General features: G+C 61.5%; 33 protein-coding genes and 1 tRNA gene. 2 read left to right on the forward strand and 32 right to left on the reverse strand.

Annotated elements, in window-relative coordinates; all coding sequences use genetic code 11:
* Positions 1-22: 22 nt before the first annotated feature.
* Together ACFPOU_RS17745 and ACFPOU_RS17750 are read right to left on the reverse strand one after the other, a co-directional pair.
* A complete protein-coding gene (locus tag ACFPOU_RS17745; RefSeq protein WP_379724198.1) occupies positions 23-1,381 on the reverse strand; it encodes an ATP-binding protein in 1,359 nt (452 codons plus the stop codon).
* Complete coding sequence (locus ACFPOU_RS17750) at positions 1,378-2,106, reverse strand: response regulator (RefSeq protein ID WP_379724201.1); 729 nt, start codon at positions 2,104-2,106, stop codon at positions 1,378-1,380. Before ACFPOU_RS17750 ends, ACFPOU_RS17745 begins: the two co-directional genes overlap by 4 nt.
* A 199-nt stretch (positions 2,107-2,305) precedes the next feature.
* On the opposite strand from ACFPOU_RS17750, the gene ACFPOU_RS17755 reads away from it, so the two are divergent.
* Positions 2,306-2,824 (forward strand): Spy/CpxP family protein refolding chaperone, encoded by a 519-nt coding sequence (locus ACFPOU_RS17755; protein WP_379724204.1) that lies wholly within the window; start codon positions 2,306-2,308, stop codon positions 2,822-2,824.
* 109 nt (positions 2,825-2,933) lie between these two features.
* Here the strand turns inward: ACFPOU_RS17755 and dsbD are convergent, their stop codons facing one another.
* The 30 genes from dsbD to ACFPOU_RS17905 form a co-directional block, all read right to left on the reverse strand.
* Entirely contained in the window at positions 2,934-4,757 is a 1,824-nt protein-coding gene (gene dsbD, locus ACFPOU_RS17760) for a protein-disulfide reductase DsbD (protein ID WP_379724207.1), read from the reverse strand.
* Between the two features lie 137 nt (positions 4,758-4,894).
* Positions 4,895-5,290: a 50S ribosomal protein L17 gene (rplQ, locus tag ACFPOU_RS17765; protein ID WP_379724210.1), complete on the reverse strand. Its 396-nt coding sequence runs from the start codon at positions 5,288-5,290 to the stop codon at positions 4,895-4,897.
* Positions 5,291-5,471: 181 nt separating this feature from the next.
* The gene (locus ACFPOU_RS17770; protein WP_026354946.1) at positions 5,472-6,449 is read right to left on the reverse strand and encodes a DNA-directed RNA polymerase subunit alpha; all 978 of its coding nucleotides are present in this window, start codon (positions 6,447-6,449) and stop codon (positions 5,472-5,474) included.
* Between the two features lie 135 nt (positions 6,450-6,584).
* Positions 6,585-7,208 carry a 30S ribosomal protein S4 gene (rpsD, locus tag ACFPOU_RS17775; protein ID WP_379724214.1) on the reverse strand — a complete coding sequence of 208 codons (624 nt, stop codon included), beginning with the start codon at positions 7,206-7,208 and terminating at the stop codon, positions 6,585-6,587.
* A 224-nt stretch (positions 7,209-7,432) separates the two neighbouring features.
* Entirely contained in the window at positions 7,433-7,837 is a 405-nt protein-coding gene (rpsK, locus tag ACFPOU_RS17780) for a 30S ribosomal protein S11 (RefSeq protein ID WP_005663404.1), read from the reverse strand.
* 14 nt (positions 7,838-7,851) lie between these two features.
* On the reverse strand, positions 7,852-8,217 hold the full coding sequence (rpsM, locus tag ACFPOU_RS17785) for a 30S ribosomal protein S13 (RefSeq protein WP_056337616.1): 366 nt from the start codon (positions 8,215-8,217) through the stop codon (positions 7,852-7,854).
* 12 nt (positions 8,218-8,229) lie between these two features.
* The gene (gene rpmJ / locus ACFPOU_RS17790) at positions 8,230-8,343 is read right to left on the reverse strand and encodes a 50S ribosomal protein L36 (RefSeq protein WP_005663407.1); all 114 of its coding nucleotides are present in this window, start codon (positions 8,341-8,343) and stop codon (positions 8,230-8,232) included.
* 37 nt (positions 8,344-8,380) lie between these two features.
* Positions 8,381-8,599, reverse strand: coding sequence for a translation initiation factor IF-1 (gene infA / locus ACFPOU_RS17795; RefSeq protein WP_005663428.1), 219 nt, complete (start codon positions 8,597-8,599; stop codon positions 8,381-8,383).
* 20 nt (positions 8,600-8,619) lie between these two features.
* On the reverse strand, positions 8,620-9,954 hold the full coding sequence (gene secY, locus ACFPOU_RS17800; protein ID WP_379724218.1) for a preprotein translocase subunit SecY: 1,335 nt from the start codon (positions 9,952-9,954) through the stop codon (positions 8,620-8,622).
* 27 nt (positions 9,955-9,981) lie between these two features.
* Positions 9,982-10,413 (reverse strand): 50S ribosomal protein L15, encoded by a 432-nt coding sequence (rplO, locus tag ACFPOU_RS17805; protein WP_159627936.1) that lies wholly within the window; start codon positions 10,411-10,413, stop codon positions 9,982-9,984.
* Positions 10,414-10,442: 29 nt separating this feature from the next.
* Complete coding sequence (rpmD, locus tag ACFPOU_RS17810) at positions 10,443-10,622, reverse strand: 50S ribosomal protein L30 (protein WP_073222594.1); 180 nt, start codon at positions 10,620-10,622, stop codon at positions 10,443-10,445.
* A gap of 10 nt (positions 10,623-10,632) precedes the next feature.
* Positions 10,633-11,151: a 30S ribosomal protein S5 gene (rpsE, locus tag ACFPOU_RS17815; RefSeq protein ID WP_036208946.1), complete on the reverse strand. Its 519-nt coding sequence runs from the start codon at positions 11,149-11,151 to the stop codon at positions 10,633-10,635.
* Between the two features lie 12 nt (positions 11,152-11,163).
* Complete coding sequence (gene rplR / locus ACFPOU_RS17820) at positions 11,164-11,526, reverse strand: 50S ribosomal protein L18 (protein WP_379724223.1); 363 nt, start codon at positions 11,524-11,526, stop codon at positions 11,164-11,166.
* A 12-nt stretch (positions 11,527-11,538) separates the two neighbouring features.
* Complete coding sequence (rplF, locus tag ACFPOU_RS17825) at positions 11,539-12,072, reverse strand: 50S ribosomal protein L6 (protein WP_379724226.1); 534 nt, start codon at positions 12,070-12,072, stop codon at positions 11,539-11,541.
* A 10-nt stretch (positions 12,073-12,082) separates the two neighbouring features.
* The gene (gene rpsH, locus ACFPOU_RS17830) at positions 12,083-12,478 is read right to left on the reverse strand and encodes a 30S ribosomal protein S8 (protein WP_192056827.1); all 396 of its coding nucleotides are present in this window, start codon (positions 12,476-12,478) and stop codon (positions 12,083-12,085) included.
* A 14-nt stretch (positions 12,479-12,492) separates the two neighbouring features.
* Complete coding sequence (gene rpsN / locus ACFPOU_RS17835; RefSeq protein ID WP_379724230.1) at positions 12,493-12,798, reverse strand: 30S ribosomal protein S14; 306 nt, start codon at positions 12,796-12,798, stop codon at positions 12,493-12,495.
* 4 nt (positions 12,799-12,802) lie between these two features.
* Positions 12,803-13,342 (reverse strand): 50S ribosomal protein L5, encoded by a 540-nt coding sequence (gene rplE, locus ACFPOU_RS17840; RefSeq protein WP_379724233.1) that lies wholly within the window; start codon positions 13,340-13,342, stop codon positions 12,803-12,805.
* Positions 13,343-13,344: 2 nt separating this feature from the next.
* On the reverse strand, positions 13,345-13,659 hold the full coding sequence (gene rplX, locus ACFPOU_RS17845) for a 50S ribosomal protein L24 (RefSeq protein WP_379724236.1): 315 nt from the start codon (positions 13,657-13,659) through the stop codon (positions 13,345-13,347).
* Positions 13,660-13,668: 9 nt separating this feature from the next.
* On the reverse strand, positions 13,669-14,037 hold the full coding sequence (gene rplN, locus ACFPOU_RS17850) for a 50S ribosomal protein L14 (protein ID WP_182990707.1): 369 nt from the start codon (positions 14,035-14,037) through the stop codon (positions 13,669-13,671).
* Positions 14,038-14,273: 236 nt separating this feature from the next.
* Positions 14,274-14,546, reverse strand: a complete 273-nt coding sequence (rpsQ, locus tag ACFPOU_RS17855) for a 30S ribosomal protein S17 (RefSeq protein ID WP_379724239.1) — start codon at positions 14,544-14,546, stop codon at positions 14,274-14,276.
* Complete coding sequence (gene rpmC / locus ACFPOU_RS17860; protein WP_379724242.1) at positions 14,543-14,734, reverse strand: 50S ribosomal protein L29; 192 nt, start codon at positions 14,732-14,734, stop codon at positions 14,543-14,545. The genes rpsQ and rpmC overlap by 4 nt, the downstream gene beginning before the upstream one ends.
* Positions 14,735-14,746: 12 nt before the next feature.
* Positions 14,747-15,166 (reverse strand): 50S ribosomal protein L16, encoded by a 420-nt coding sequence (rplP, locus tag ACFPOU_RS17865; RefSeq protein ID WP_145653055.1) that lies wholly within the window; start codon positions 15,164-15,166, stop codon positions 14,747-14,749.
* 2 nt (positions 15,167-15,168) lie between these two features.
* Entirely contained in the window at positions 15,169-15,996 is an 828-nt protein-coding gene (gene rpsC, locus ACFPOU_RS17870) for a 30S ribosomal protein S3 (RefSeq protein WP_379724245.1), read from the reverse strand.
* An 11-nt stretch (positions 15,997-16,007) separates the two neighbouring features.
* A complete protein-coding gene (rplV, locus tag ACFPOU_RS17875) occupies positions 16,008-16,340 on the reverse strand; it encodes a 50S ribosomal protein L22 (RefSeq protein ID WP_183555278.1) in 333 nt (110 codons plus the stop codon).
* On the reverse strand, positions 16,337-16,612 hold the full coding sequence (gene rpsS / locus ACFPOU_RS17880; RefSeq protein WP_056337578.1) for a 30S ribosomal protein S19: 276 nt from the start codon (positions 16,610-16,612) through the stop codon (positions 16,337-16,339). The genes rplV and rpsS overlap by 4 nt, the downstream gene beginning before the upstream one ends.
* Before the next feature lie 10 nt (positions 16,613-16,622).
* Positions 16,623-17,450 (reverse strand): 50S ribosomal protein L2, encoded by an 828-nt coding sequence (gene rplB, locus ACFPOU_RS17885; RefSeq protein ID WP_379724248.1) that lies wholly within the window; start codon positions 17,448-17,450, stop codon positions 16,623-16,625.
* Positions 17,450-17,767, reverse strand: a complete 318-nt coding sequence (gene rplW / locus ACFPOU_RS17890; RefSeq protein ID WP_182990702.1) for a 50S ribosomal protein L23 — start codon at positions 17,765-17,767, stop codon at positions 17,450-17,452. The genes rplB and rplW overlap by 1 nt, the downstream gene beginning before the upstream one ends.
* Positions 17,764-18,384, reverse strand: coding sequence for a 50S ribosomal protein L4 (gene rplD / locus ACFPOU_RS17895; RefSeq protein ID WP_379724252.1), 621 nt, complete (start codon positions 18,382-18,384; stop codon positions 17,764-17,766). The genes rplW and rplD overlap by 4 nt, the downstream gene beginning before the upstream one ends.
* A gap of 2 nt (positions 18,385-18,386) precedes the next feature.
* A complete protein-coding gene (gene rplC, locus ACFPOU_RS17900) occupies positions 18,387-19,043 on the reverse strand; it encodes a 50S ribosomal protein L3 (RefSeq protein ID WP_192056832.1) in 657 nt (218 codons plus the stop codon).
* A gap of 277 nt (positions 19,044-19,320) precedes the next feature.
* Positions 19,321-19,397 (reverse strand) — tRNA-Val (locus ACFPOU_RS17905).
* A gap of 241 nt (positions 19,398-19,638) precedes the next feature.
* Between ACFPOU_RS17905 and ACFPOU_RS17910 the strand changes: the two genes are divergently transcribed.
* Positions 19,639-20,214, forward strand: a complete 576-nt coding sequence (locus tag ACFPOU_RS17910; RefSeq protein ID WP_379724256.1) for a TerD family protein — start codon at positions 19,639-19,641, stop codon at positions 20,212-20,214.
* Positions 20,215-20,224: the final 10 nt, after the last annotated feature.

A 20,224-nucleotide genomic window follows, 5' to 3' on the forward strand; every position in this document is an offset into this window, starting at 1 on the left:
TGTGACAGCGGCCATGGCGGCCTTATTTTCCAGGATAGTACTCGGGCAGCATCAGTGTCACTTCGAGGCCGCCTTCGGGATGGTTGGCCAGGGCGATGCTGCCGCCGTGCTGTTCGGCGATATTGCGGGCGATCGTCAGGCCCAGGCCGGTGCCGCCCGATTCGCGCGAGCGCGAGGTCTCGACGCGGTAGAACGGGTCGAAGACGCGCGCCAGCTCCGAGGGCGGAATGCCGGGGCCGGCGTCGCGCACGCGGATGCGCGCCGCGCCGTTCACGCGCTCGACCGTCACCTGCGCCTGCTGGCCGTATTTCACGGCGTTGTCGATCAGGTTGCCGAGGCAGCGGCGCAGGTCGAGCGGGCGGCCCAGCAGCGCCAGGCCCGAGCGCCCGCTCAGTGTGACGGCCTGGCTGGCGTCGGCGGCATCGTCGCAGCTCGATGCCAGCAGCGAATCGAGATCGAGCAGTTGCATGCTTTCGGTGGCGTCCATGCTGCGCGCCAGCTCGAGCCCTTCGCGCACCATCGCCTGCATCGCCGACAGGTCGCCGATCAGGCGTTCCTGCAATTCATGGTCGGACACTTTTTCCAGGCGCAGGCGCATGCGCGTGAGCGGGGTCTGCAGGTCGTGGGTGATGGCGGCCAGCATTTGCGTACGCTGGAAAATGTACTGGCGGATGCGCGCCTGCATGGCGTTGAAGGCGGCGCTGGCCTGGCGGATTTCGCTCGCGCCAGCCAGGTCGAGCGGCGCGCGGTTGATGTCGTTGCCGAGGTCTTGCGCGGCCTGCGCCAGCTGCTTGAGCGGCCGCGTGGTCATGCGCGCCACCAGGTAAGCGAGGGTGGCGATGCTGACGAAAAACAGCGCCAGCACGGCGCGGTAGTCGGTCTCGGCCGCGACCAGGGTGCGCGGCGGCAGCACCGACAGGTGCAAGGCTTCGCCGTCGCGCAGGCGCACGTTCAGGCTTTCGCAGGCGCCGCGCCACTCGGCGCTGAGCAGGCCGTACAGCAGCGGCATGCGCGGCGGATGGGCACAGGCGGCCGGCGCGGGAACAGCGGCGCTGATCCGGTAATCCTTGCCGAGCCGGTCGGACAGGGTCTTGGCGAACGGCGTCGGTTGCGGCGCCGGCGCACGCGGCGGGCCGGCGTCGAGCTGCAGGCCGGGGCGGTTGGCCACGGCCAGGTAGGCGCGCCGGGCCGAGGCCGGCACAATTTCGGTTGCCATGATCAATTGCTCGGCGCGTTCGATCAGGGTCTGGTCACGCTGGCGCTCGAGCACGCGCTTGCGCTCGATATCGGCCAGCCACTGGGTCAGCGCGGCGGAAATCAATATACCGAGGAGCAAGGTCGCAAAGACACGGCCCGTCATCGAGCCGAGGAAGGCTTTCACGCTGCCGGCTCCACGCTCACCTGGCCGGCCAGCACATAACCGCCGTTGCGCACGGTCTTGATGATTTGCGGCATGCGCGCGTCTTCGCCCAGCTTCTGGCGCAGGCGGCTGATCTGGATGTCGATCGAACGGTCGAAGGGATCGGCGTCGCGCCCCTGGGTGAGGTTGAGCAGCTGGTCGCGGTTCAGGACACGGTTCGGGTGTTCCAGGAACACGCGCAGCAGGCGGAATTCGGCGCCCGAGAGCATGATCACCATGCCGTCGGGATTGAGCAGGTGACGCGCGGTCAGGTCCAGGGTCCAGCCGGAAAAGCGCATTTGCTGGACGTTCTCGGCCGGGGCGTTGGACGGCATCGCGTGCGAGCGGCGCAGCACGCTGCGGATGCGCGCCAGCAGTTCGCGCGGCTCGAACGGCTTGGGCAGGTAGTCGTCGGCGCCCATCTCCAGGCCCAGGATGCGGTCGAGCGGCTCGTTCCTGGCCGTGAGCATGATCACCGGCAGGCTGGACGTGGCGCGCAGCTTGCGGCACAGCGTCAGGCCGTCATCGCCCGGCAGGTTCAGGTCGAGCACGATCAGGTCGGGACGCGCCTCGTCCAGGACCTTCCACATGGCGACGCCGTCGGCGGCGGCGAGCGCGCGGTAGCCGTTCGACTCGAGGTAATCGGCCAGCAGCTGGCGGATGTCGCGGTCGTCGTCGACGATGAGGATGGTAGATGGATTGTCCATGCCTGCAATTATCCTTGCTTACTCAGGGCATGAACAGCGCGTTTGTATCGGTATGTATATGGAATAACGGCGGAAACAAACTGATACAAACTGCGCGGCAGGAGACATGCTGCGCTTACACTTATTGGCGATCATGGGTTCCGTGCAGCGAGCAGTTCAGATGCACGCCAACCGGCTCACACACCGACAAGGACCTGACATGCACCTCATCCACAAGAAGCTTTTCATTGCCCTGACCGCGCTCGGCATCGCCGGCACCGCCATCGCCCAGGCCGCCGCCGTGCAGGCGCCGGACGGCCGCCACCGCCACGCCGTCGGCGCCGAGCAGCATCCAGCCCACCAGGCCGGGCGCCAGGCCGGGCGGGCCGAACGCCAGGCATTGCACGCCGCCCAGCTGCGAGCCGCGCTCAAGCTGACGGCGCAGCAGGAAGCGGCCTTTACCGCCTTCCTGGCCGCCGGCCAGCCGGCCGCGCGCCAGGATGGCCGCGGCGGCGACCGCGCCCAGCTGGCCGCCCTGTCCGCGCCACAGCGCCTGCAGCGGCGGATCGAGCGCCAGAAGCAGCGCACGGCGCGCATGGAAGCGCGCCTGGCCGCCCTGAACACGCTGTACGCGGTGCTGACGCCGGAGCAGAAGCAGGTGCTCGACAGCCATGCGACGCGCTTCGGCGGCAAGCAGCGCGGCCATCATGGTCATGCCAGCGCGACGCTGCAGGGCTAAATCGTTTAGGCGGTACGTTCAAGGAAAAAGGGATGCCCTGGCATCCCTTTTTTTTATAAACCATTCCGGCGTCGCGCCTGGACCCGGCAGTCCACTCGGCAGTGGCTCGCTACTCCAGCTTCTGCAGCGAGCCAAGGAATTTTGCTGCATTCTGGTAGCCGATTACGCGGCTGTCCGGGATCTCCGCACCCGCGCGGTCGAAGAAGATGATGGCCGGCGGGCCGAACAGCGCAAACCGCTTCAGCATGGCCTTGTCGTGCGCGTCGTTGGCGGTAACGTCGACCTGCAGCAGCACGGTATCGGCCAGCTTGGCCTGCACCGCCGGATCGACGAAGGTCAGCTTTTCCATTTCCTTGCACGAGACGCACCAGTCGGCATAGAAGTCGAGCATGGCCGTCTTGCCGGGGTTCGCCGCCAGGGCCGCGTCGAGGTCGGCCACGGTCTTGACGCGCTTGAAGGTGAGGCCGTGGCTGGCCGTGCCGGTCAGGTGCGCCAGGGGCGCCAGCGGGTCGCGCCCGCCGGTGGCGGCGCCGACCAGCTGCAACGCGCCGAGGATGCCGAACGCGGCGCCGAAGGCCATCGCCGCCCAATGGCCGCGCCGGCTCACCAGATACATGCCGTAGCCCAGCAGCAGCGCCGCCCACAGCGCCATCTGCAGCAGCGGCGGCAGCACCGGCGACACCAGCCACAAGGCCATCGCCAGCATCAGCACGCCGAAAAAGCGTTTCACGGCTTCCATCCACGCCCCCGCGCGCGGCAGCAGCGAGCCGGCCGACACGCCGACCAGCAGCAGCGGAATGCTCATTCCGACCGCCATCGAAAACAACGCGGCGCCGCCGATGAGGACGTCGCGCGTCTGGCTGATGTAGACCAGGGCGCCGGCCAGCGGCGCGGCCACGCAGGGCCCGACGATCAGGGCCGAGATCGCGCCCATCGCGAACACGCCGGCCAGCTTGCCCGTGGCCTGGCGGTTCGAGGCGCCGGCCAGCCTGCTTTGCAGGGCAGCGGGCACCTGCAACTCGTAAAAGCCGAACATCGACAGCGCCATCGCGACGATCAGCAGGGCAAACGCACCCAGCACCCAGGGGTTTTGCAGGGCGGCGGCGAGTCCTTCTCCGATCAGGCCGGCGGCGACGCCGAGCGCCGTGTAGACGATCGCCATGCCCAGCGAATACGTCACCGACAGGAGCAAACCGCGCGAGCGCCTGGCCTTGCCGCCTTCGCCCACGATGATCGAGGACAGGATCGGCACCATCGGCAGCACGCACGGAGTGAAGGCCAGGCCCAGGCCAAGCAGGGCGAAAGCGGGCACGATGGCGAGCAGGCGGCCGCCTTGCAGGATGGCGTCGATGCCGGCCATCTCGGAGGGAGCATTCGCCGGCTGCGCCATGCCGGCAACGGGTCCCCCGCGCAGCGCAGCCGGCGCCGACGGGATCGACGAGGATGGCGCGGCATTGGCGCCGATCGGGAGGCCGGGCGCGGCTGCTCCGCCCACCGACAGGCGCGCGCTGTGTTCCTGCGGCGGATAGCACAGGCCGGCGTCGGCGCAGCCCTGGCTGGTCGCGCTCAGGGTGAACGCGCCCGCACTCTCGACCGGAATGCGGATCGTCACCGCGCCCTTGTAGGTCTCGACATCCTTCTCGAACGTCTGGTCGTACTTCACCTTGCCGGGCGGGAGCTGCGGCGCGCCCAGGGTCGCGCCGCTGGCGCTGAACTTGAAGCGCTCGCGGTACATGTAGTAGCCGTCGGCGATGGCATAGGTGACGACGGCCGTGCGCTCGCCTTCCATGCGCGCGGAGAAGGTGAAGGCGACGGCCGGGTCGAGGAATTCCTCGGCGCGGCCGGGCGCGGCCAGCAGCATGCAGGCGGCGAACAACAGCGTCAGCGCGGCCAGCAGGCGCGCCGGCGCGCGACGAAAACGGGTGGTGAACATGACTTCCTTTGGTGAATACGGCGCAGCCGAATGGTACACCGGCTATGCGCTGTTCGTGCAGGCCGCCGCCCTGCCCACGAGGTCCAGGCGAAAAAAAACCAGGCACGAGGCCTGGTTTTTTCGTTCGCATGCAGCGATTACTCAGCGGTCGGTGCTTCGTCGGCCGAGGTGACTTCCGGACGGTCCAGCAGTTCGACATAGGCCATCGGCGCGTTGTCGCCCACGCGGAAACCCATTTTCAGGATGCGCAGGTAGCCGCCGTTACGGTTGGCGTAACGTGGGCCCAGTTCAGCGAACAGCTTCAGGACCATTTCGCGGTCGCGCAGGCGGGCGAAAGCCAGGCGCTTGTTGGCCAGCGTGTCGGTCTTGCCCAGGGTCAGGATCGGCTCGATGACGCGACGCAGTTCCTTGGCTTTTGGCACGGTGGTCTTGATGGCTTCATGACGCAGCAGGGAAACGGTCATGTTGCGCAGCATGGCGAGACGGTGGGACGAAGTACGGTTCAGCTTGCGAAGGCCGTGACGGTGACGCATGGTAATTCCTTTCGAGTGTTTATATTCCAGTTCTTCGATCGTTCATGCAGACGCATGACCGCGGACCGGTTGTATAGGGGTTAATGACTACGGTTTTATCATCCAGAAAGGATCTGGCTTTGCCAGTCCTTTTTGGCTGAGCCCACCCGAAAGTCGGTGTGTCCTTTCGGGCGAATACTTCTTACTTCTCGAGGCCGGCAGGTGGCCAGTTTTCCAGCTTCATACCCAGGGTCAAACCGCGCGAAGCAAGGACTTCCTTGATTTCGTTGAGCGACTTGCGGCCCAGGTTCGGCGTCTTGAGCAGTTCGTTTTCCGAACGCTGGATCAGGTCGCCGATGTAGTAGATGTTTTCCGCCTTCAGGCAGTTGGCCGAACGGACGGTCAGTTCCAGGTCGTCGACCGGACGCAGCAGGATCGGATCGACCAGCGGCGCACGCGACGGCGCTTCGGCGGCGGCTTCCGTGCCTTCCAGGGCGGCGAACACGTTGAGCTGGTCGACCAGCACGCGTGCCGACTGGCGAATCGCCTCTTCCGGGGTGATGACGCCGTTGGTTTCGATGTTGATGATCAGCTTGTCCAGGTCGGTACGCTGTTCGACGCGCGCCGATTCGACTGCGTACGAGACGCGGCGCACTGGCGAGAACGACGCGTCCAGGATGATGCGGCCGATCGTCTTGTTGGTGTCTTCCGACAGGCGACGGACGTTACCTGGGACATAACCACGGCCTTTTTCGACCTTGATCTGCATGTCAAGCTTGCCACCGGCGGTCAGGTGAGCGATCACGTGATCCGGGTTGATCAGTTCCACGTCATGCGGCAGGTCGATGTCCGATGCCAGCACGGCGCCTTCGCCTTCCTTTTTCAGGGTCAGGGTCACGGAGTCACGGTTGTGCACCTTGAACACGACGCCTTTCAAATTCAGCAGCAGGTCGACGACGTCTTCCTGCACGCCGTCGAGCGACGAGTACTCGTGCACGACACCGGCGATGGTGACTTCGGTCGGCGCGTAGCCGATCATCGACGACAGCAGGACGCGGCGCAGTGCGTTGCCCAGCGTGTGGCCGTAGCCACGCTCGAACGGCTCCATCACGACCTTGGCGTGACCGGCGCCGAGCGCTTCGACATCGATGATACGTGGCTTCAACAAACTATTTTGCATGAAATGTCCTCTTCAATACCCTCGGCTCGTTACACCGATAAGGCTGATGGCATGTGTAAGAATTCTTGGAATTGATAACGTAAAAAGCAGAATCACCCCCTCGCAAAGCGAGCGGGTGACCCTGCTGTCCAACGATTAACGCGAGTACAGTTCGACGATCAGTGCTTCGTTGACGTCGGCGGCGATCTCGTTACGCTCCGGGAAGGAACGGAAGGTGCCTTCCATCTTCTTGGCGTCGACCGACACCCAGCTCGGCATGCCGACCTGCTCTGCCAGCGACAGCGCTTCGACGATGCGCACTTGCTTCTTGGCCTTTTCGCGCACGGCGATGACGTCGCCGGTCTTGACCGAGTACGACGCGATGTTGACGACGTTGCCGTTGACGGTGAACGCCTTGTGGCTCACCAGCTGGCGCGCTTCGGCGCGGGTCGAGCCGAAGCCCATGCGGTAGGCCACGTTGTCCAGGCGCGCTTCGAGCAGCTTGAGCAGGGTCTCGCCGGTGTTGCCTTTTTTACGCGACGCTTCCGCGAAGTAGCGGCGGAACTGGCGCTCGAGGATACCGTACATGCGCTTGACCTTCTGCTTTTCGCGCAGCTGGTTGCCGTAGTCCGAGGTGCGGGCACCCGACTTGACGCCGTGCTGGCCTGGCTTGACGTCCAGTTTGCACTTCGAGTCGAGCGAGCGGCGTGCGCTCTTGAGGAACAGGTCGGTGCCTTCACGGCGCGACAGTTTTGCTTTTGGTCCGATATAACGTGCCACGTTGAATTCCTTAATGTAGTAATCACGCCCCAGAGGCATTCTTGCGAACGCGGCAGGCGCTAGTCCGACCCTGATCAGAGCGGACGTGGCTTGAATAAACCCCCGAGCGAAAGCCGGAGGCGACAACAGCCGGGCAGTATACCCGAATTCGGGCAACTGCACCGGCCTTTATTGCTTGCGGCGCGTAGGTCAAGCGGCAGGGCCGCCGATGCGGCCCGCCGAATTTAGATACGGCGACGCTTTGGAGGACGGCAGCCGTTGTGCGGCACTGGCGTCACGTCCTGGATCTCGGTGATCTTGATGCCGAGGTTGTTCAGGGCGCGGACAGCCGACTCGCGGCCTGGGCCTGGGCCCTTGATACGCACTTCCAGGTTTTTCACGCCACTTTCCTGAGCGACCTTGCCGGCTGCTTCAGCAGCGACCTGCGCCGCGAACGGGGTCGACTTGCGCGAGCCTTTGAAGCCTGCGCCGCCCGACGTCGCCCACGACAGGGCGTTGCCCTGGCGATCGGTGATCGTGATGATGGTGTTGTTGAACGAAGCGTGGACGTGGGCGATGCCCTCAGCCACGTTCTTCTTGACTTTCTTGCGGACGCGCGCTGCTGCTGCGCTGCTTTGTTGCTTGGCCATGGTCGGTTCCTAGATTATTTCTTCAGCGATTGAGCGGCCTTGCGCGGACCTTTGCGGGTACGTGCATTGGTGCGGGTACGCTGACCGCGCACTGGCAGACCCTTACGGTGACGCATGCCGCGGTAGCAGCCCAGATCCATCAGACGCTTGATGTTCATGGACAGTTCGCGGCGCAGATCGCCTTCCACGACAAACTTCGCGACTTCGTCACGCAGCTTCTCGAGTTCGTTATCGTCGAGGTCCTTGACCTTCTTGTTGGTCGCGATACCGGTCGCATCGCAGATTTTCTGCGAGCGCGGGCGGCCAACACCGTAGATCGCCGTCAGGCCGATAACAGTGTGCTGATGATTTGGGATGTTAACCCCTGCAATACGTGCCATTCGTTATTCCTCTTAACCTTGACGCTGCTTGTGACGCGGCTCGACGCAGATCACACGGACCACGCCCTTGCGCTTGATGATCTTGCAGTTGCGGCAGATCCGCTTGACTGAAGCATTAACTTTCATTTTGCACTCTCTTCCTGGTGAGTTTACTTGGATTTTTTTACTTGGTGCGGAATACGATGCGCGCCCGGGACAAGTCATACGGCGTCAATTCAACCGTGACCTTGTCGCCCGGGAGGATGCGGATATAGTTCATCCGCATTTTACCCGAGATATGCCCCAGGACCACATGCCCGTTTTCCAGCTTTACGCGAAATGTCGCATTCGGGAGATTCTCGAGAATCTCACCCTGCATTTGGATGACGTCGTCTTTTGCCATTCGTTTTCTGCGCTCCCCGCTTATCGCGTCGGAATTCCGCCCTTGAAATTCGCCTTGCGCAGCAGCGATTCATATTGCTGCGACATGACGTAGTTCTGTACTTGTGCCATGAAATCCATCGTTACCACCACGATGATCAGGAGCGACGTGCCGCCGAAATAGAAAGGAACTTTCCAGAACGACTGCAGGAACTCCGGCACCAGGCACACGAGGGTGATGTACACGGCACCAGCGAGGGTCAGGCGCATCAGGATCTTGTCGATATAGCGGGCGGTCTGGTCGCCAGGACGGATGCCCGGGACAAACGCACCGCTTTTCTTCAAGTTGTCCGCCGTTTCCTTGCTGTTGAACACCAGCGCGGTATAGAAGAAGCAGAAAAACACGATCGCCACCGCATACAGCAACGCGTGGATCGGCTCACCGGTCGTCAGCGAGGCAGCCAGGTCTTTCAGGAACCCGATGAACGGGCCGCTGGAGTCCTTGCCACGCGTGTACCAGTCGACGATCGTCGCCGGGAACAGGATGATCGAGGAGGCGAAGATCGGCGGGATCACGCCGGCCATGTTCAGCTTCAGGGGCAGGTGGCTGGTCTGGCCACCGTACACCTTGTTGCCGACCTGGCGCTTGGCGTAATTCACGAGAATCTTGCGCTGACCGCGTTCAACGAACACGACTGCATAGGTAACCGCAACCACCAGGATGACGATAATGATCGCGGCGATGCTGCTGATCGAACCGTTAGAGACCAGGGTGAACAGGCCACCGAGCGCCGACGGCAGACCGGCTGCGATACCGGCGAAAATAATGATCGAAATGCCGTTGCCGAGGCCACGTTCGGTAATCTGCTCGCCCAGCCACATGAGGAACATGGTGCCGGTCAAGAGGGTCACGACCGTGACGAAGCGGAAGCCCAAGCCTGGATCGATCACGAGGCCCGGCTGGGCTTCGAGCGCGACGGCGATGCCGAACGCCTGGAACAGCGCCAGTGCCACCGTGAAGTAACGGGTGTACTGGGTGATCTTGCGGCGCCCTGCTTCGCCTTCCTTCTTCAGCGCTTCCAGCTGCGGCGAGACGATCGACCCCAGCTGCATGATGATCGAAGCCGAAATATAGGGCATGATCCCGAGAGCGAACACCGTGAAGCGCTCGAGAGCGCCACCCGAGAACATGTTGAACATGCCCAGGATGCCGCTGGCGTTCTGCTTGAACAGTGCCGCCAGCTGGACCGGGTCGATCCCGGGGACCGGGACGTGAGCACCGAGGCGGTACACGACCAATGCGCCAAGCAAAAACCACAGTCGACCCCAGGGGAAGCCGGCAGCGGCGCTTTTACCAAGTTGTGAATTAGTCGCCAATTTTTGCTCCGATCAGGGACAGTCGCTTTAAGCGACCGAACCGCCAGCTGCTTCGATGGCCGCTTTCGCGCCCGCCGTCGCCTTCAGGCCCTTGAGGTTCACCGCTTTGGTGATCTCGCCCGACAGGATGACGCGCACGTCGCGCGCCACCACCGGCAGGATGCCTGCTTGCTTGAGCACCAGGATGTCGACATCGCCGACGGCCAGGTTGTTCAGGTCCGACAGACGCACTTCCGCCTTGAAGGTGGCGTTGAGCGACTTGAAACCGCGCTTCGGCAGACGGCGCTGCAGAGGCATCTGACCGCCTTCGAAGCCGACCTTGTGGAAACCGCCCGAACGCGACTTCTGACCCTTGTGACCGCGACCGGCGGTCTTGCCCAGGCCGGAGCCGATACCGCGGCCGACGCGACGCTTGTAGTGCTTGGCGCCGTCCGCTGGTTGAATGGTATTCAATTCCATTGTTTTCTCCGTTACGCAAGCCCGCAGGCTTACGCGACTACTTTGACGAGGTACGAGACTTTGTTGATCATGCCACGCACCGACGGGGTGTCCTGCAACTCGGAGACCGAGTTGACGCGGCGCAGACCCAGACCACGCACGGTAGCGCGGTGGTCCTGACGGGTGCCGATCAAGCCCTTGACCAGTTGTACTTTGATGGTGTTTGCCATTGTCTTCACCTTAACCGAGGATGTCTTCGACCGACTTGCCACGCTTGGCGGCGATGTCGGACGCGGTGCTCATCTTCGACAGGCCGTCGAGGGTAGCGCGCACCAGGTTGTACGGATTCGACGAACCGGTCGACTTGGCGACCACGTCGGTCACGCCCATCACCTCGAAGATGGCGCGCATTGCGCCACCGGCGATGACGCCGGTACCAGGCTTGGCTGGCGACATCATGACGCGCGAGGCGCCGTGACGACCGGTAACGGTGTGATGCAGGGTACCGTTCTTGAGGGGCACCTTGATCAGGTTGCGACGGGCTTCTTCCATTGCCTTTTGCACGCCGACTGGAACTTCCTTCGACTTGCCCTTACCCATGCCGATGCGGCCATCGCCGTCACCGACAACGGTCAGCGCTGCAAAACCCATGATACGACCACCCTTGACCACTTTGGTCACGCGGTTGATCGCGATCATTTTTTCGCGCATGCCATCATCCGGCTTGTCGCTTGCCATTTTCGCTTGCATTTTTGCCATGACGATTCTTCCTTAGAACTTCAGACCGGCTTCACGCGCGGCTTCAGCCAGCGCCTTCACACGGCCGTGGTAACGGAAACCGGAGCGGTCGAACGCTACTTCGGTGATCCCTGCTTGCAGTGCTTTCTCTGCGACGCGCTTGCCAACCAGGGCAGCGGCGGCGGCGTTGCCGCCCTTGCCGGTCTGGCCCGCCAGTTCGGCGCGCACATCTGCTTCCAGCGTCGAAGCCGAAACCAGGACCTTCGCATCCGGGCTGATCAGGTTCGCATAGATGTGCAGGTTGGTGCGGTGAACCGACAAACGGTTCACGCCCAGCTGCGCGATCTTGATGCGGGTTTGGCGTCCGCGGCGTAGACGCGATTCTTTCTTGTCCATCGTCAGCTCCGATTATTTCTTCTTGGTTTCTTTAAGCTTGACCACTTCGTCCGAATAACGGACGCCCTTGCCCTTGTAAGGCTCAGGGGAGCGGTAAGCGCGCACTTCTGCAGCAACCTGACCAACCTTTTGACGATCGATACCCTTGATCAGGATTTCGGTCGGGGTCGGGGTCACCGCGGTGATGCCTTCAGGCATCGCGTGCAGCACCGGGTGCGAGAAGCCCAGGGACAGGTTCAGGGCGTTGCCCTGCACTGCTGCCTTGTAGCCCACGCCGACCAGGTTCAGCTTCTTCTCGAAGCCCTTGGTCACGCCGGTCACCATGTTGTTGACCAGGGCACGCAGGGTACCCGACATGGCGTTCGATTCACGGGAATCGTCCACCACGTCGAACGTCAGCGTGCCATTGTTGTTTTCTACCTTGACCTGGCCGTTCAACGGCTGGACCAGGGTGCCCAGGGGGCCTTTGACCGTGATCGCCGCTGCAGTGATCGCCACTTCGGCGCCTGCTGGAACAGCGATTGGCATCTTAGCTACTCGAGACATCGTCTACTCCTTAAGCCACGTAGCAGATAACTTCGCCGCCGACGCCGGTGGCGCGGGCTTTGCGGTCAGTCATCACGCCTTGCGGGGTCGACACAATGGCCACGCCCAGACCGTTCATCACGGTTGGGATCTCGTCTTTGCCTTTGTAGACACGCAGGCCAGGACGGGACACGCGCTCGATGCGCTCGATAACCGGACGGCCGGTGTAATACTTCAAACCGATTTTCAGTTCCGACTTGCCACCTTCGGTGGACACGGCGAAATCTTCAATGTAACCCTCGTCCTTGAGGACGTTGGCAATGGCAACCTTGACTTTCGACGACGGCATTGCGACCGTGGTTTTCTGAACAGTTTGTGCGTTGCGAATGCGGGTCAGCATATCGGCGATAGGATCGCTCATACTCATTGCATATTCTCCTATTACCAGCTGGCTTTGGTCATACCCGGGATTTCGCCACGCATGGCGAATTCGCGGAGTTTGGTACGGGCGAGGCCGAACTTACGGAACGTGCCACGTGGGCGGCCGGTGATCGCGCAGCGGTTACGCTGGCGGGTCGGCGCCGAGTTACGCGGCAGTGCCTGCAACTTCAGGCGCGCTTCATAACGTTCTTCTTCGGTCTTCGACTGGTCGTCGATGATCGCTTTCAGAGCTGCACGCTTTGCGGCGAATTTCTCCACCAGGTCTGCACGCTTCTGTTCGCGGTTAATCAGTGCAAGTTTTGCCATGCTCTTAGTTCCTGAACGGGAATTTGAAGGCGGCGAGCAGCGCTTTGGCTTCATCGTCGGTCTTAGCGGTCGTGGTGATCGAGATGTTCATGCCACGCAGCGCGTCGATCTTGTCGTAATCGATTTCAGGGAAGATGATCTGTTCCTTGACACCGATGTTGTAGTTGCCACGACCATCGAACGAGCGGCCATTCACGCCGCGGAAGTCACGCACGCGCGGCAGGGCCACGGTGATGAAACGGTCCAGGAACTCGTACATGCGGGCGCCACGCAGGGTGACCATCGTACCGATCGGGTAGCCTTCGCGGATCTTGAAACCTGCGATTGCCTTGCGCGACTTGGTGGTCACCGGCTTCTGGCCGGCGATCTTGGTCAGGTCGCTGACGGCGTGCTCGAGCACTTTCTTGTCGGCGATCGCTTCACCAACACCCATGTTCAGGGTGATCTTGGTCAGGCGCGGCACTTCCATCACCGACTTGTAGCCGAATTTCTCGGTCAGGTCAGCGACGACTTTTTCTTTGTAAAACGATTGGAGACGGGCCATGATTACACCTTCACTTCTTCGCCGGAAGACTTGTAGACGCGGACTTTCTTGCCGTCCTGGTCTTTGAAGCCTACGCGGTCAGCCTTGCCGGTCGCGGCATTGAACAGCGCGACGTTGGAGACGTGAATCGGCATCGTCTTGTCGACGATACCACCTTGAACGCCAGTCATCGGGTTAGGCTTGACGGCCTTCTTGGCAACGTTCACGCCATCGACGATCACGTGCTCTGCGTCGACGCGACGCGAAACCACGCCACGCTTGCCCTTGTCCTTGCCGGCCAAAACGATGACTTCGTCGTTTTTACGAATCTTATCCATTGCGACTCCTTACAGTACTTCAGGTGCCAGGGACACGATCTTCATGAACTTTTCAGTGCGCAGCTCGCGCGTCACTGGTCCGAAGATACGGGTGCCGATCGGTTCCAGCTTGGCGTTGAGCAGAACTGCGGCATTGCCGTCGAACTTCACCAGGGAGCCGTCTTGGCGGCGCACACCTTTAGCGGTACGCACAACCACAGCGTTATAAATTTCACCTTTTTTGACACGGCCACGTGGCGCGGCGACCTTGATGGTCACCTTGATGATGTCGCCAATGCTCGCATAACGGCGCTTGGAACCGCCCAACACCTTGATGCACAAAACTTCTTTTGCACCAGTGTTGTCGGCCACTTCGAGCCGGCTTTCAGTTTGAATCATAGTATTTTCTTTCCCAACTTAAGCCGAAGAAACCCCACGGAAATCCGTAGGCCTGCGGTCAGTCTTGGTCCCGCCGCACCGCCCCTGCTGGAGCGCTACGATTGGGTGATTGGACTTTCCAATAAACTTCGAACAGGCCGCAGTTACCGAGGGGGACAAACTGCGGCAACACATGAACGAAGCCCGCTAGTATCCCAGATACCAGCGGGCCACGCAAGACAAATTTTTGCTAGTGCTTACAGTACTTGTGCGACCTGCACAACGCGCGTCACCGTCCAAGCCTTCGTCTTCGAGATCGGACGACCTTCCGCGATCTCGACCGTGTCACCGATCTTGGCCTGGTTGGTCTCGTCGTGCGCGTGATACTTGTTCGAACGCACGATGATCTTGCCGTACAGCGGGTGCTTGACGTGACGTTCGATCAGTACGGTTACCGTCTTGTCCATTTTGTCGGACACGACTTTGCCGACCAGCGTACGCTTCAGCGCCGTTTTAGTGGTGTCGTTCATTTGGCTTCCTTCTGGTTCATCACAGTCTTCACACGCGCGATGTCGCGACGTACTTTCTTGAGCTGCGCGGTGTTGCCCAGCTGCTGGGTAGCGATTTGCATGCGCAGGCCAAACTGGGCCTTCAGCAGCTCACTCAGCTCCTTTTGCAGCGCTTCCTGGTCCTTGCCGCGGAGTTCCGTTGCTTTCATGTTCAACTCCTGTTATTGGCCGACCTGGCGCACGACGAACGTGGTAGCCAGTGGCAGTTTGGCAGCGGCCAGGCGGAATGCTTCGCGCGCCAGTGTTTCGTCGACGCCGTCCATCTCATACAGGACTTTGCCTGGCTGGATTTCAGCGACGTAGTATTCCGGATTACCTTTACCGTTACCCATACGAACTTCGGCCGGCTTGTTCGAAATCGGCTTGTCCGGGAAGATGCGGATCCAGATACGGCCGCCACGCTTGATGTGACGGGTCATGGCGCGACGTGCAGCTTCGATCTGGCGTGCGGTGATACGGCCGCGGGCAACTGCCTTCAGACCGAATTCGCCGAACGAGACCGCGGTGCCGCGGGTATGCGAAATGCCGGTGTTACGGCCTTTCTGCTCTTTACGATACTTCCTGCGCGATGGTTGCAGCATGCTTATTCTCCTGCTTTCTCAGCTGGTGCAGCAGCGGCCGGGGTCGCCAGCTTGACGGCTGGACGCGCACGCACGGTTGGCGCTGCAGCTGGACGGGCGCCGCCTGCCGGGCGTGGGCCGCGCGATGGCTTGCCATCGTCACGACGTGGGCCGCGTGGCTTCTTCTCATCCGGCGGGGTGTCGATGACTGGGGCTTCGCCGGTGACCGAACGGTCGCCCTTGTAGACCCAGACCTTGACGCCGATGATGCCGTACGTGGTCGATGCTTCGCTGGTGCCGTAATCGATATCGGCGCGCAGGGTGTGCAGAGGCACACGGCCTTCGCGGTACCATTCGGTACGGGCGATTTCGATGCCGTTCAGACGGCCCGACGACATGATCTTGATGCCGACGGCACCCAGACGCATGGCGTTTTGCATGGCGCGCTTCATCGCGCGGCGGAACATGATGCGCTTTTCGAGCTGTTGCGAGATCGAATCGGCGATCAGCTGCGAATCGATTTCCGGCTTGCGGATCTCTTCGATATTGACGTGCACAGGCACGCCCATGATCTTCGTCAGCGCCGACTTCAGCACTTCGATGTCTTCGCCCTTCTTGCCGATCACGACACCTGGGCGCGACGAGTAGATGGTGAAGCGCGCGTTCTTGGCTGGACGCTCGATGACGATGCGGCCGACCGAAGCGTTCTTCAGCTTCTTCTTCAGGTAAGCGCGGGCCTTCAAGTCTTCGTTGAGCATTTCAGCGAAGTTGCCGTTGCCGGCGTACCAGCGCGACGCCCAGTTACGGGTGACGGACAGGCGGAAGCCTGTTGGGTGAATCTTCTGTCCCATCGTGTGACTCCTTAGTTACCGACAGTCACGTAGATGTGACAGGATTGTTTGGAAATGCGATCGCCGCGGCCTTTGGCACGTGCCGTGAAGCGCTTCAGGATCGGGCCTTTTTCAACGTAGATCTGAACGATCTTGAGTTCGTCGATGTCGGCGCCATCATTGTGTTCCGCGTTGGCGATGGCCGACTCGAGAACCTTCTTGATGATGGTGGCGCCTTTCTTCGGGCTGAACTGCAGAATGTTGAGTGCTGCGTCAACTTTCTTGCCGCGGATCAGGTCCGCCACCAGGCGGCCCTTTTGTTCCGACAGGCGCACGCCTTTGAGGATAGCTTTAGTTTCCATTATTTTTTCGCCTTCTTGTCAGCGGCGTGGCCCTTGAACGTACGGGTCAGCGCGAATTCGCCGAGCTTGTGGCCAACCATGTTCTCGGAGACGTACACCGGCACGTGCAGCTTGCCGTTGTGAACTGCAATCGTCAGACCGATGAAGTCAGGCGTGATCGTCGAACGGCGCGACCAGGTTTTGACTGGCTTTTTGTCTTTGTTCGCTTGCGCGGCTTCGACTTTTTTCACCAGGTGGGCGTCAACGAACGGCCCTTTTTTCAATGAACGAGTCATGTGTTATCCCTTATTTCTTGCCGCGGCGCGAAACGATCATCGAAGAAGTGCGCTTGTTCGAACGCGTCTTCTTACCCTTCGTCTGTTGGCCCCAAGGCGACACTGGATGGCGACCAGCTGCGGTTTTACCTTCACCACCACCGTGCGGGTGATCGACCGGGTTCATGACCACACCGCGAACGGTAGGACGAACACCGCGCCAGCGCATCGCGCCGGCCTTGCCGATCTTGCGCAGGCTGTGTTCGGCGTTGCCGACTTCGCCAACGGTAGCGCGGCACTCGATGTGCACGCGGCGCACTTCACCCGAACGCAGGCGGACCTGGGCGTAGGTGCCTTCGCGGGCCATCAGCACGACGCCGGCGCCGGCGGTACGGGCCATCTGGGCACCCTTACCTGGCAGCATTTCGACGCAGTTCATGACGGTACCGACCGGGATGTTGCGGATCGGCAGGCAGTTACCGGCCTTGATCGGCGCTTCCGAGCCGTTCATGACGCTATCGCCGACAGCCATGCCCTTGGTGGCGATGATGTACTGACGCTCGCCGTCCGCGTAGCACAGCAGTGCGATGTGCGCGGTACGGTTCGGGTCGTATTCGATACGCTCGACCTTGGCAGGAATGCCGTCCTTCTGGCGCTTGAAGTCGACCAGACGGTAGTGTTGCTTGTGACCGCCGCCGATGTGGCGGGTGGTGATGTGGCCGTTGTTGTTACGGCCAGCAGTCTTCGATTTCTTCTCAACCAGTGCTGCGAACGGACGGCCCTTGTACAGGCCTTCGGTCACAACTTTCACCATGCCGCGGCGGCCTGGGGAGGTTGGCTTCATCTTAACGAGTGCCATTATTTAGCCTCCTCGACAAAATTGATTTCCTGGCCTGGCTTCAGGCACACGAAAGCACGCTTGGTGTGGTTGCGACGACCGTTGAAACGGCCCGAACGCTTCTGTTTGCCTTCGCGGTTCACGGTCTGCACCGATTCCACTTCGACCTTGAACAGCAGCTCGACCGCCGCCTTGATTTCCGGCTTGGTCGCGTCAGGCAGGACCTTGAACACGATCTGCTCATTCTTTTCCGCGACGAAGGTGGCTTTCTCGGAAATGACCGGAGCCATCAGCACCTTCATCAGGCGCTCTTCGCTAAATTTGATTGCGGTGCTCATGCGTACATCTCCTCGATCTTGGCCAGTGCAGCTTTGGTGACCAGGACTTTCTTGTAGAACACCAGCGACATCGGGTCGGCCGCTTTTGGCTCGACAACCAGCACGTTCGGCAGGTTACGCGATGCCAGCAACAGGTTTTCTTCGATGGTGTCGGTGATCACCAGGACCGATTCCAGACCCATGCCCTGCAGCTTCTGCGACAGCAGCTTGGTCTTCGGCGCGTCGATCGACAGGTTCTCGATCACGACCAGGCGGCCTTCACGGGCCAACTGCGAGAAGATCGAGCAGATACCTGCACGGAACATCTTCTTGTTGACTTTGTGGGTGAAGTTCTCGTCGGGCGAGTTCGGGAAGATACGGCCACCGCCGCGCCACAGTGGCGACGACGACATACCAGCACGCGCGCGGCCGGTACCCTTCTGGCGCCATGGCTTCTTCGTGGTGTGGCTGACTTCTTCACGGTCTTTCTGCTTGCGGTTGCCGCTACGCGCGTTGGCAGCGTAGGCGACCACGACCTGGTGAATCAGGGCTTCGTTGTACTCGCGACCGAACACTTCGTCGGTGGCGGCAACGTTGGCACCGGCTTGGCCTTGCTCATTGAGGAGCTGAAGTTCCATGATTAAGCTCCTTTCTGTGCTTTGGTTTTGACGGCTGGCTTGACGATCACTTGACCGTTCTTCGCGCCAGGAACTGCACCCTTGACCAGCAGCAGTTGACGATCAGCGTCGATGCGGGCGATTTCCAGGTTCTGGGTGGTGACGGTGACGTCGCCCATGTGACCGGTCATGCGCTTGCCCGGGAACACGCGGCCTGGATCCTGCGCCATACCGATGGAGCCTGGAACGTTGTGCGAACGCGAGTTACCGTGGGTCTGACGACCCGATGCGAAGTTGTGGCGCTTGATGGTACCGGCATAGCCCTTACCGATCGAGGTGCCCTGCACGTCGATCTTCTGGCCCACTTCGAACAGCGAGACATTGACAGCGTCGCCGGTTTTCAGTTCGGCGGCCTTGGCGGCGTCGACGCGGAATTCGCGCAGCATGGTGCCAGCTTCGACGCCTGCTTTTGCGTGGTGACCCGCAACTGCCTTGGTCACGCGGGAAGCGCGACGTTGACCGAATGCGACCTGGACTGCGGCATAGCCGTCAGTTTCAGGAGTTTTGATTTGTGCGACACGGTTGTTCGACACGTCGAGCACGGTAACCGGGATCGAATCCCCGTCATCCGTGAAGATGCGCATCATGCCAACCTTGCGACCGAGAAGGCCCAAGCTCATTTTTTCTCCATTCCCACCTACGATTGGGCGGGGGTAGTTGAACTACTAAAAACGTACAGGTCCATAACGACAAACCCATACCGAAGCCGGCTAGTATAGCGCGCAAAAAGGCTTGACGCAACAAGAGATTCGGGGGTATGTCGACCCTGTTGCGCGTTGATCGCAGTGTCTTGGAGAGAGAAATCTGGCCTGGCTGGCCAGCACAGAAAAGGCACGCGTGCGCCTTTTCTCTGCAGAATCATGTGACCGATTCCGCGCATGGTGTGGAGTGTGTCTTTGGTGGGCGGTGCAGGATTCGAACCTGCGACCCCTTGGATGTCGACCAAGTATTCTAACCAACTGAACTAACCGCCCGGGGAGCCGCATTATGCCAAGGCTTGGCGGGGTTTGCAATAGCCCAGTTGCGCGCGCGATGGCGGGGCCCGGCGCTCGGCATGCGCGGGCGCGCCGCGCCTACCCTTCCGGGTCTCGCGTCAGCGCTTGCGGCGGCGCGACTGTGTAGAATCCGTCAATTAGCGCTATATTCACTGCGGCGCATGCGCGGGGGGCCGGCGTGCCGCGCCACATGTCCGTTTTATTTACGAAAGGAGCTGCAATGGCAATTAGTCTGCAAAAAGGTGGCAACGTCAATCTCAGCAAGGAAGCGCCGAATCTCACCAAGGTCATTGTCGGCCTCGGCTGGGACCCGCGCTCGACCGACGGCGCCGCCTTCGACCTCGACGGTTCCGCCTTTCTCCTGAAGTCCGACGCAAAGGTGCGCGCGGATACCGACTTCATCTTCTATAACAACCTGAAGTCGAGCGACGGTTCCGTCGTCCACAATGGCGACAACACCACCGGCCAGGGCGAAGGCGACGACGAAACCGTCAGCGTCGACCTCGCGCGCGTGCCGGCCGACATCGACAAGATCTCGTTCTGCGTCACCATCCACGAAGCGGAAAGCCGGCGCCAGAGTTTCGGCATGGTCGGCAAGGCCTTCATCCGCTGCCTCAATGCCGACGGCAACGCCGAACTGGCGCGCTACGACCTGTCCGAGGACAGCTCGACCGAGACGGCCATGATCTTCGGCGAACTCTACCGCGCCGGCACCGACTGGAAATTCCGCGCCGTCGGCCAGGGCTATAACGGCGGCCTCGGCCCCCTGGCCCGCTCGTTCGGCGTCAACGTCTGACCGCACCACG

Source organism: Massilia jejuensis (assembly GCF_042656795.1).
GTDB lineage: Bacteria > Pseudomonadota > Gammaproteobacteria > Burkholderiales > Burkholderiaceae_D > Telluria > Telluria jejuensis.

Bases quoted from the DNA above. Each gene is read 5' to 3' on its own strand.
- ACFPOU_RS17910 (WP_379724256.1), top strand. From the start codon at position 19,639: ATGGCAATTAGTCTGCAAAAAGGTGGCAACGTCAATCTCAGCAAGGAA.
- rplN (WP_182990707.1), bottom strand. From the start codon at position 14,037: ATGATTCAAACTGAAAGCCGGCTCGAAGTGGCCGACAACACTGGTGCA.
- rplX (WP_379724236.1), bottom strand. From the start codon at position 13,659: ATGGATAAGATTCGTAAAAACGACGAAGTCATCGTTTTGGCCGGCAAG.
- rpmC (WP_379724242.1), bottom strand. From the start codon at position 14,734: ATGAAAGCAACGGAACTCCGCGGCAAGGACCAGGAAGCGCTGCAAAAG.
- dsbD (WP_379724207.1), bottom strand. From the start codon at position 4,757: ATGTTCACCACCCGTTTTCGTCGCGCGCCGGCGCGCCTGCTGGCCGCG.
- rpsN (WP_379724230.1), bottom strand. From the start codon at position 12,798: ATGGCAAAACTTGCACTGATTAACCGCGAACAGAAGCGTGCAGACCTG.
- rpsM (WP_056337616.1), bottom strand. From the start codon at position 8,217: ATGGCACGTATTGCAGGGGTTAACATCCCAAATCATCAGCACACTGTT.
- ACFPOU_RS17755 (WP_379724204.1), top strand. From the start codon at position 2,306: ATGCACCTCATCCACAAGAAGCTTTTCATTGCCCTGACCGCGCTCGGC.
- rplB (WP_379724248.1), bottom strand. From the start codon at position 17,450: ATGGCACTCGTTAAGATGAAGCCAACCTCCCCAGGCCGCCGCGGCATG.
- rplP (WP_145653055.1), bottom strand. From the start codon at position 15,166: ATGCTGCAACCATCGCGCAGGAAGTATCGTAAAGAGCAGAAAGGCCGT.
- rplF (WP_379724226.1), bottom strand. From the start codon at position 12,072: ATGTCTCGAGTAGCTAAGATGCCAATCGCTGTTCCAGCAGGCGCCGAA.
- rpsS (WP_056337578.1), bottom strand. From the start codon at position 16,612: ATGACTCGTTCATTGAAAAAAGGGCCGTTCGTTGACGCCCACCTGGTG.
- rplW (WP_182990702.1), bottom strand. From the start codon at position 17,767: ATGAGCACCGCAATCAAATTTAGCGAAGAGCGCCTGATGAAGGTGCTG.
- ACFPOU_RS17770 (WP_026354946.1), bottom strand. From the start codon at position 6,449: ATGCAAAATAGTTTGTTGAAGCCACGTATCATCGATGTCGAAGCGCTC.
- rplQ (WP_379724210.1), bottom strand. From the start codon at position 5,290: ATGCGTCACCGTCACGGCCTTCGCAAGCTGAACCGTACTTCGTCCCAC.
- rpmJ (WP_005663407.1), bottom strand. From the start codon at position 8,343: ATGAAAGTTAATGCTTCAGTCAAGCGGATCTGCCGCAACTGCAAGATC.
- rpsH (WP_192056827.1), bottom strand. From the start codon at position 12,478: ATGAGTATGAGCGATCCTATCGCCGATATGCTGACCCGCATTCGCAAC.
- rplE (WP_379724233.1), bottom strand. From the start codon at position 13,342: ATGGCCCGTCTCCAATCGTTTTACAAAGAAAAAGTCGTCGCTGACCTG.
- infA (WP_005663428.1), bottom strand. From the start codon at position 8,599: ATGGCAAAAGACGACGTCATCCAAATGCAGGGTGAGATTCTCGAGAAT.
- rplR (WP_379724223.1), bottom strand. From the start codon at position 11,526: ATGGACAAGAAAGAATCGCGTCTACGCCGCGGACGCCAAACCCGCATC.
- rplD (WP_379724252.1), bottom strand. From the start codon at position 18,384: ATGGAACTTCAGCTCCTCAATGAGCAAGGCCAAGCCGGTGCCAACGTT.
- ACFPOU_RS17750 (WP_379724201.1), bottom strand. From the start codon at position 2,106: ATGGACAATCCATCTACCATCCTCATCGTCGACGACGACCGCGACATC.
- rpsC (WP_379724245.1), bottom strand. From the start codon at position 15,996: ATGGGACAGAAGATTCACCCAACAGGCTTCCGCCTGTCCGTCACCCGT.
- rpsQ (WP_379724239.1), bottom strand. From the start codon at position 14,546: ATGAACGACACCACTAAAACGGCGCTGAAGCGTACGCTGGTCGGCAAA.
- rplO (WP_159627936.1), bottom strand. From the start codon at position 10,413: ATGGAATTGAATACCATTCAACCAGCGGACGGCGCCAAGCACTACAAG.
- rpsE (WP_036208946.1), bottom strand. From the start codon at position 11,151: ATGGCAAAAATGCAAGCGAAAATGGCAAGCGACAAGCCGGATGATGGC.
- rplC (WP_192056832.1), bottom strand. From the start codon at position 19,043: ATGAGCTTGGGCCTTCTCGGTCGCAAGGTTGGCATGATGCGCATCTTC.
- rpsK (WP_005663404.1), bottom strand. From the start codon at position 7,837: ATGGCCAAGCAACAAAGCAGCGCAGCAGCAGCGCGCGTCCGCAAGAAA.
- rpmD (WP_073222594.1), bottom strand. From the start codon at position 10,622: ATGGCAAACACCATCAAAGTACAACTGGTCAAGGGCTTGATCGGCACC.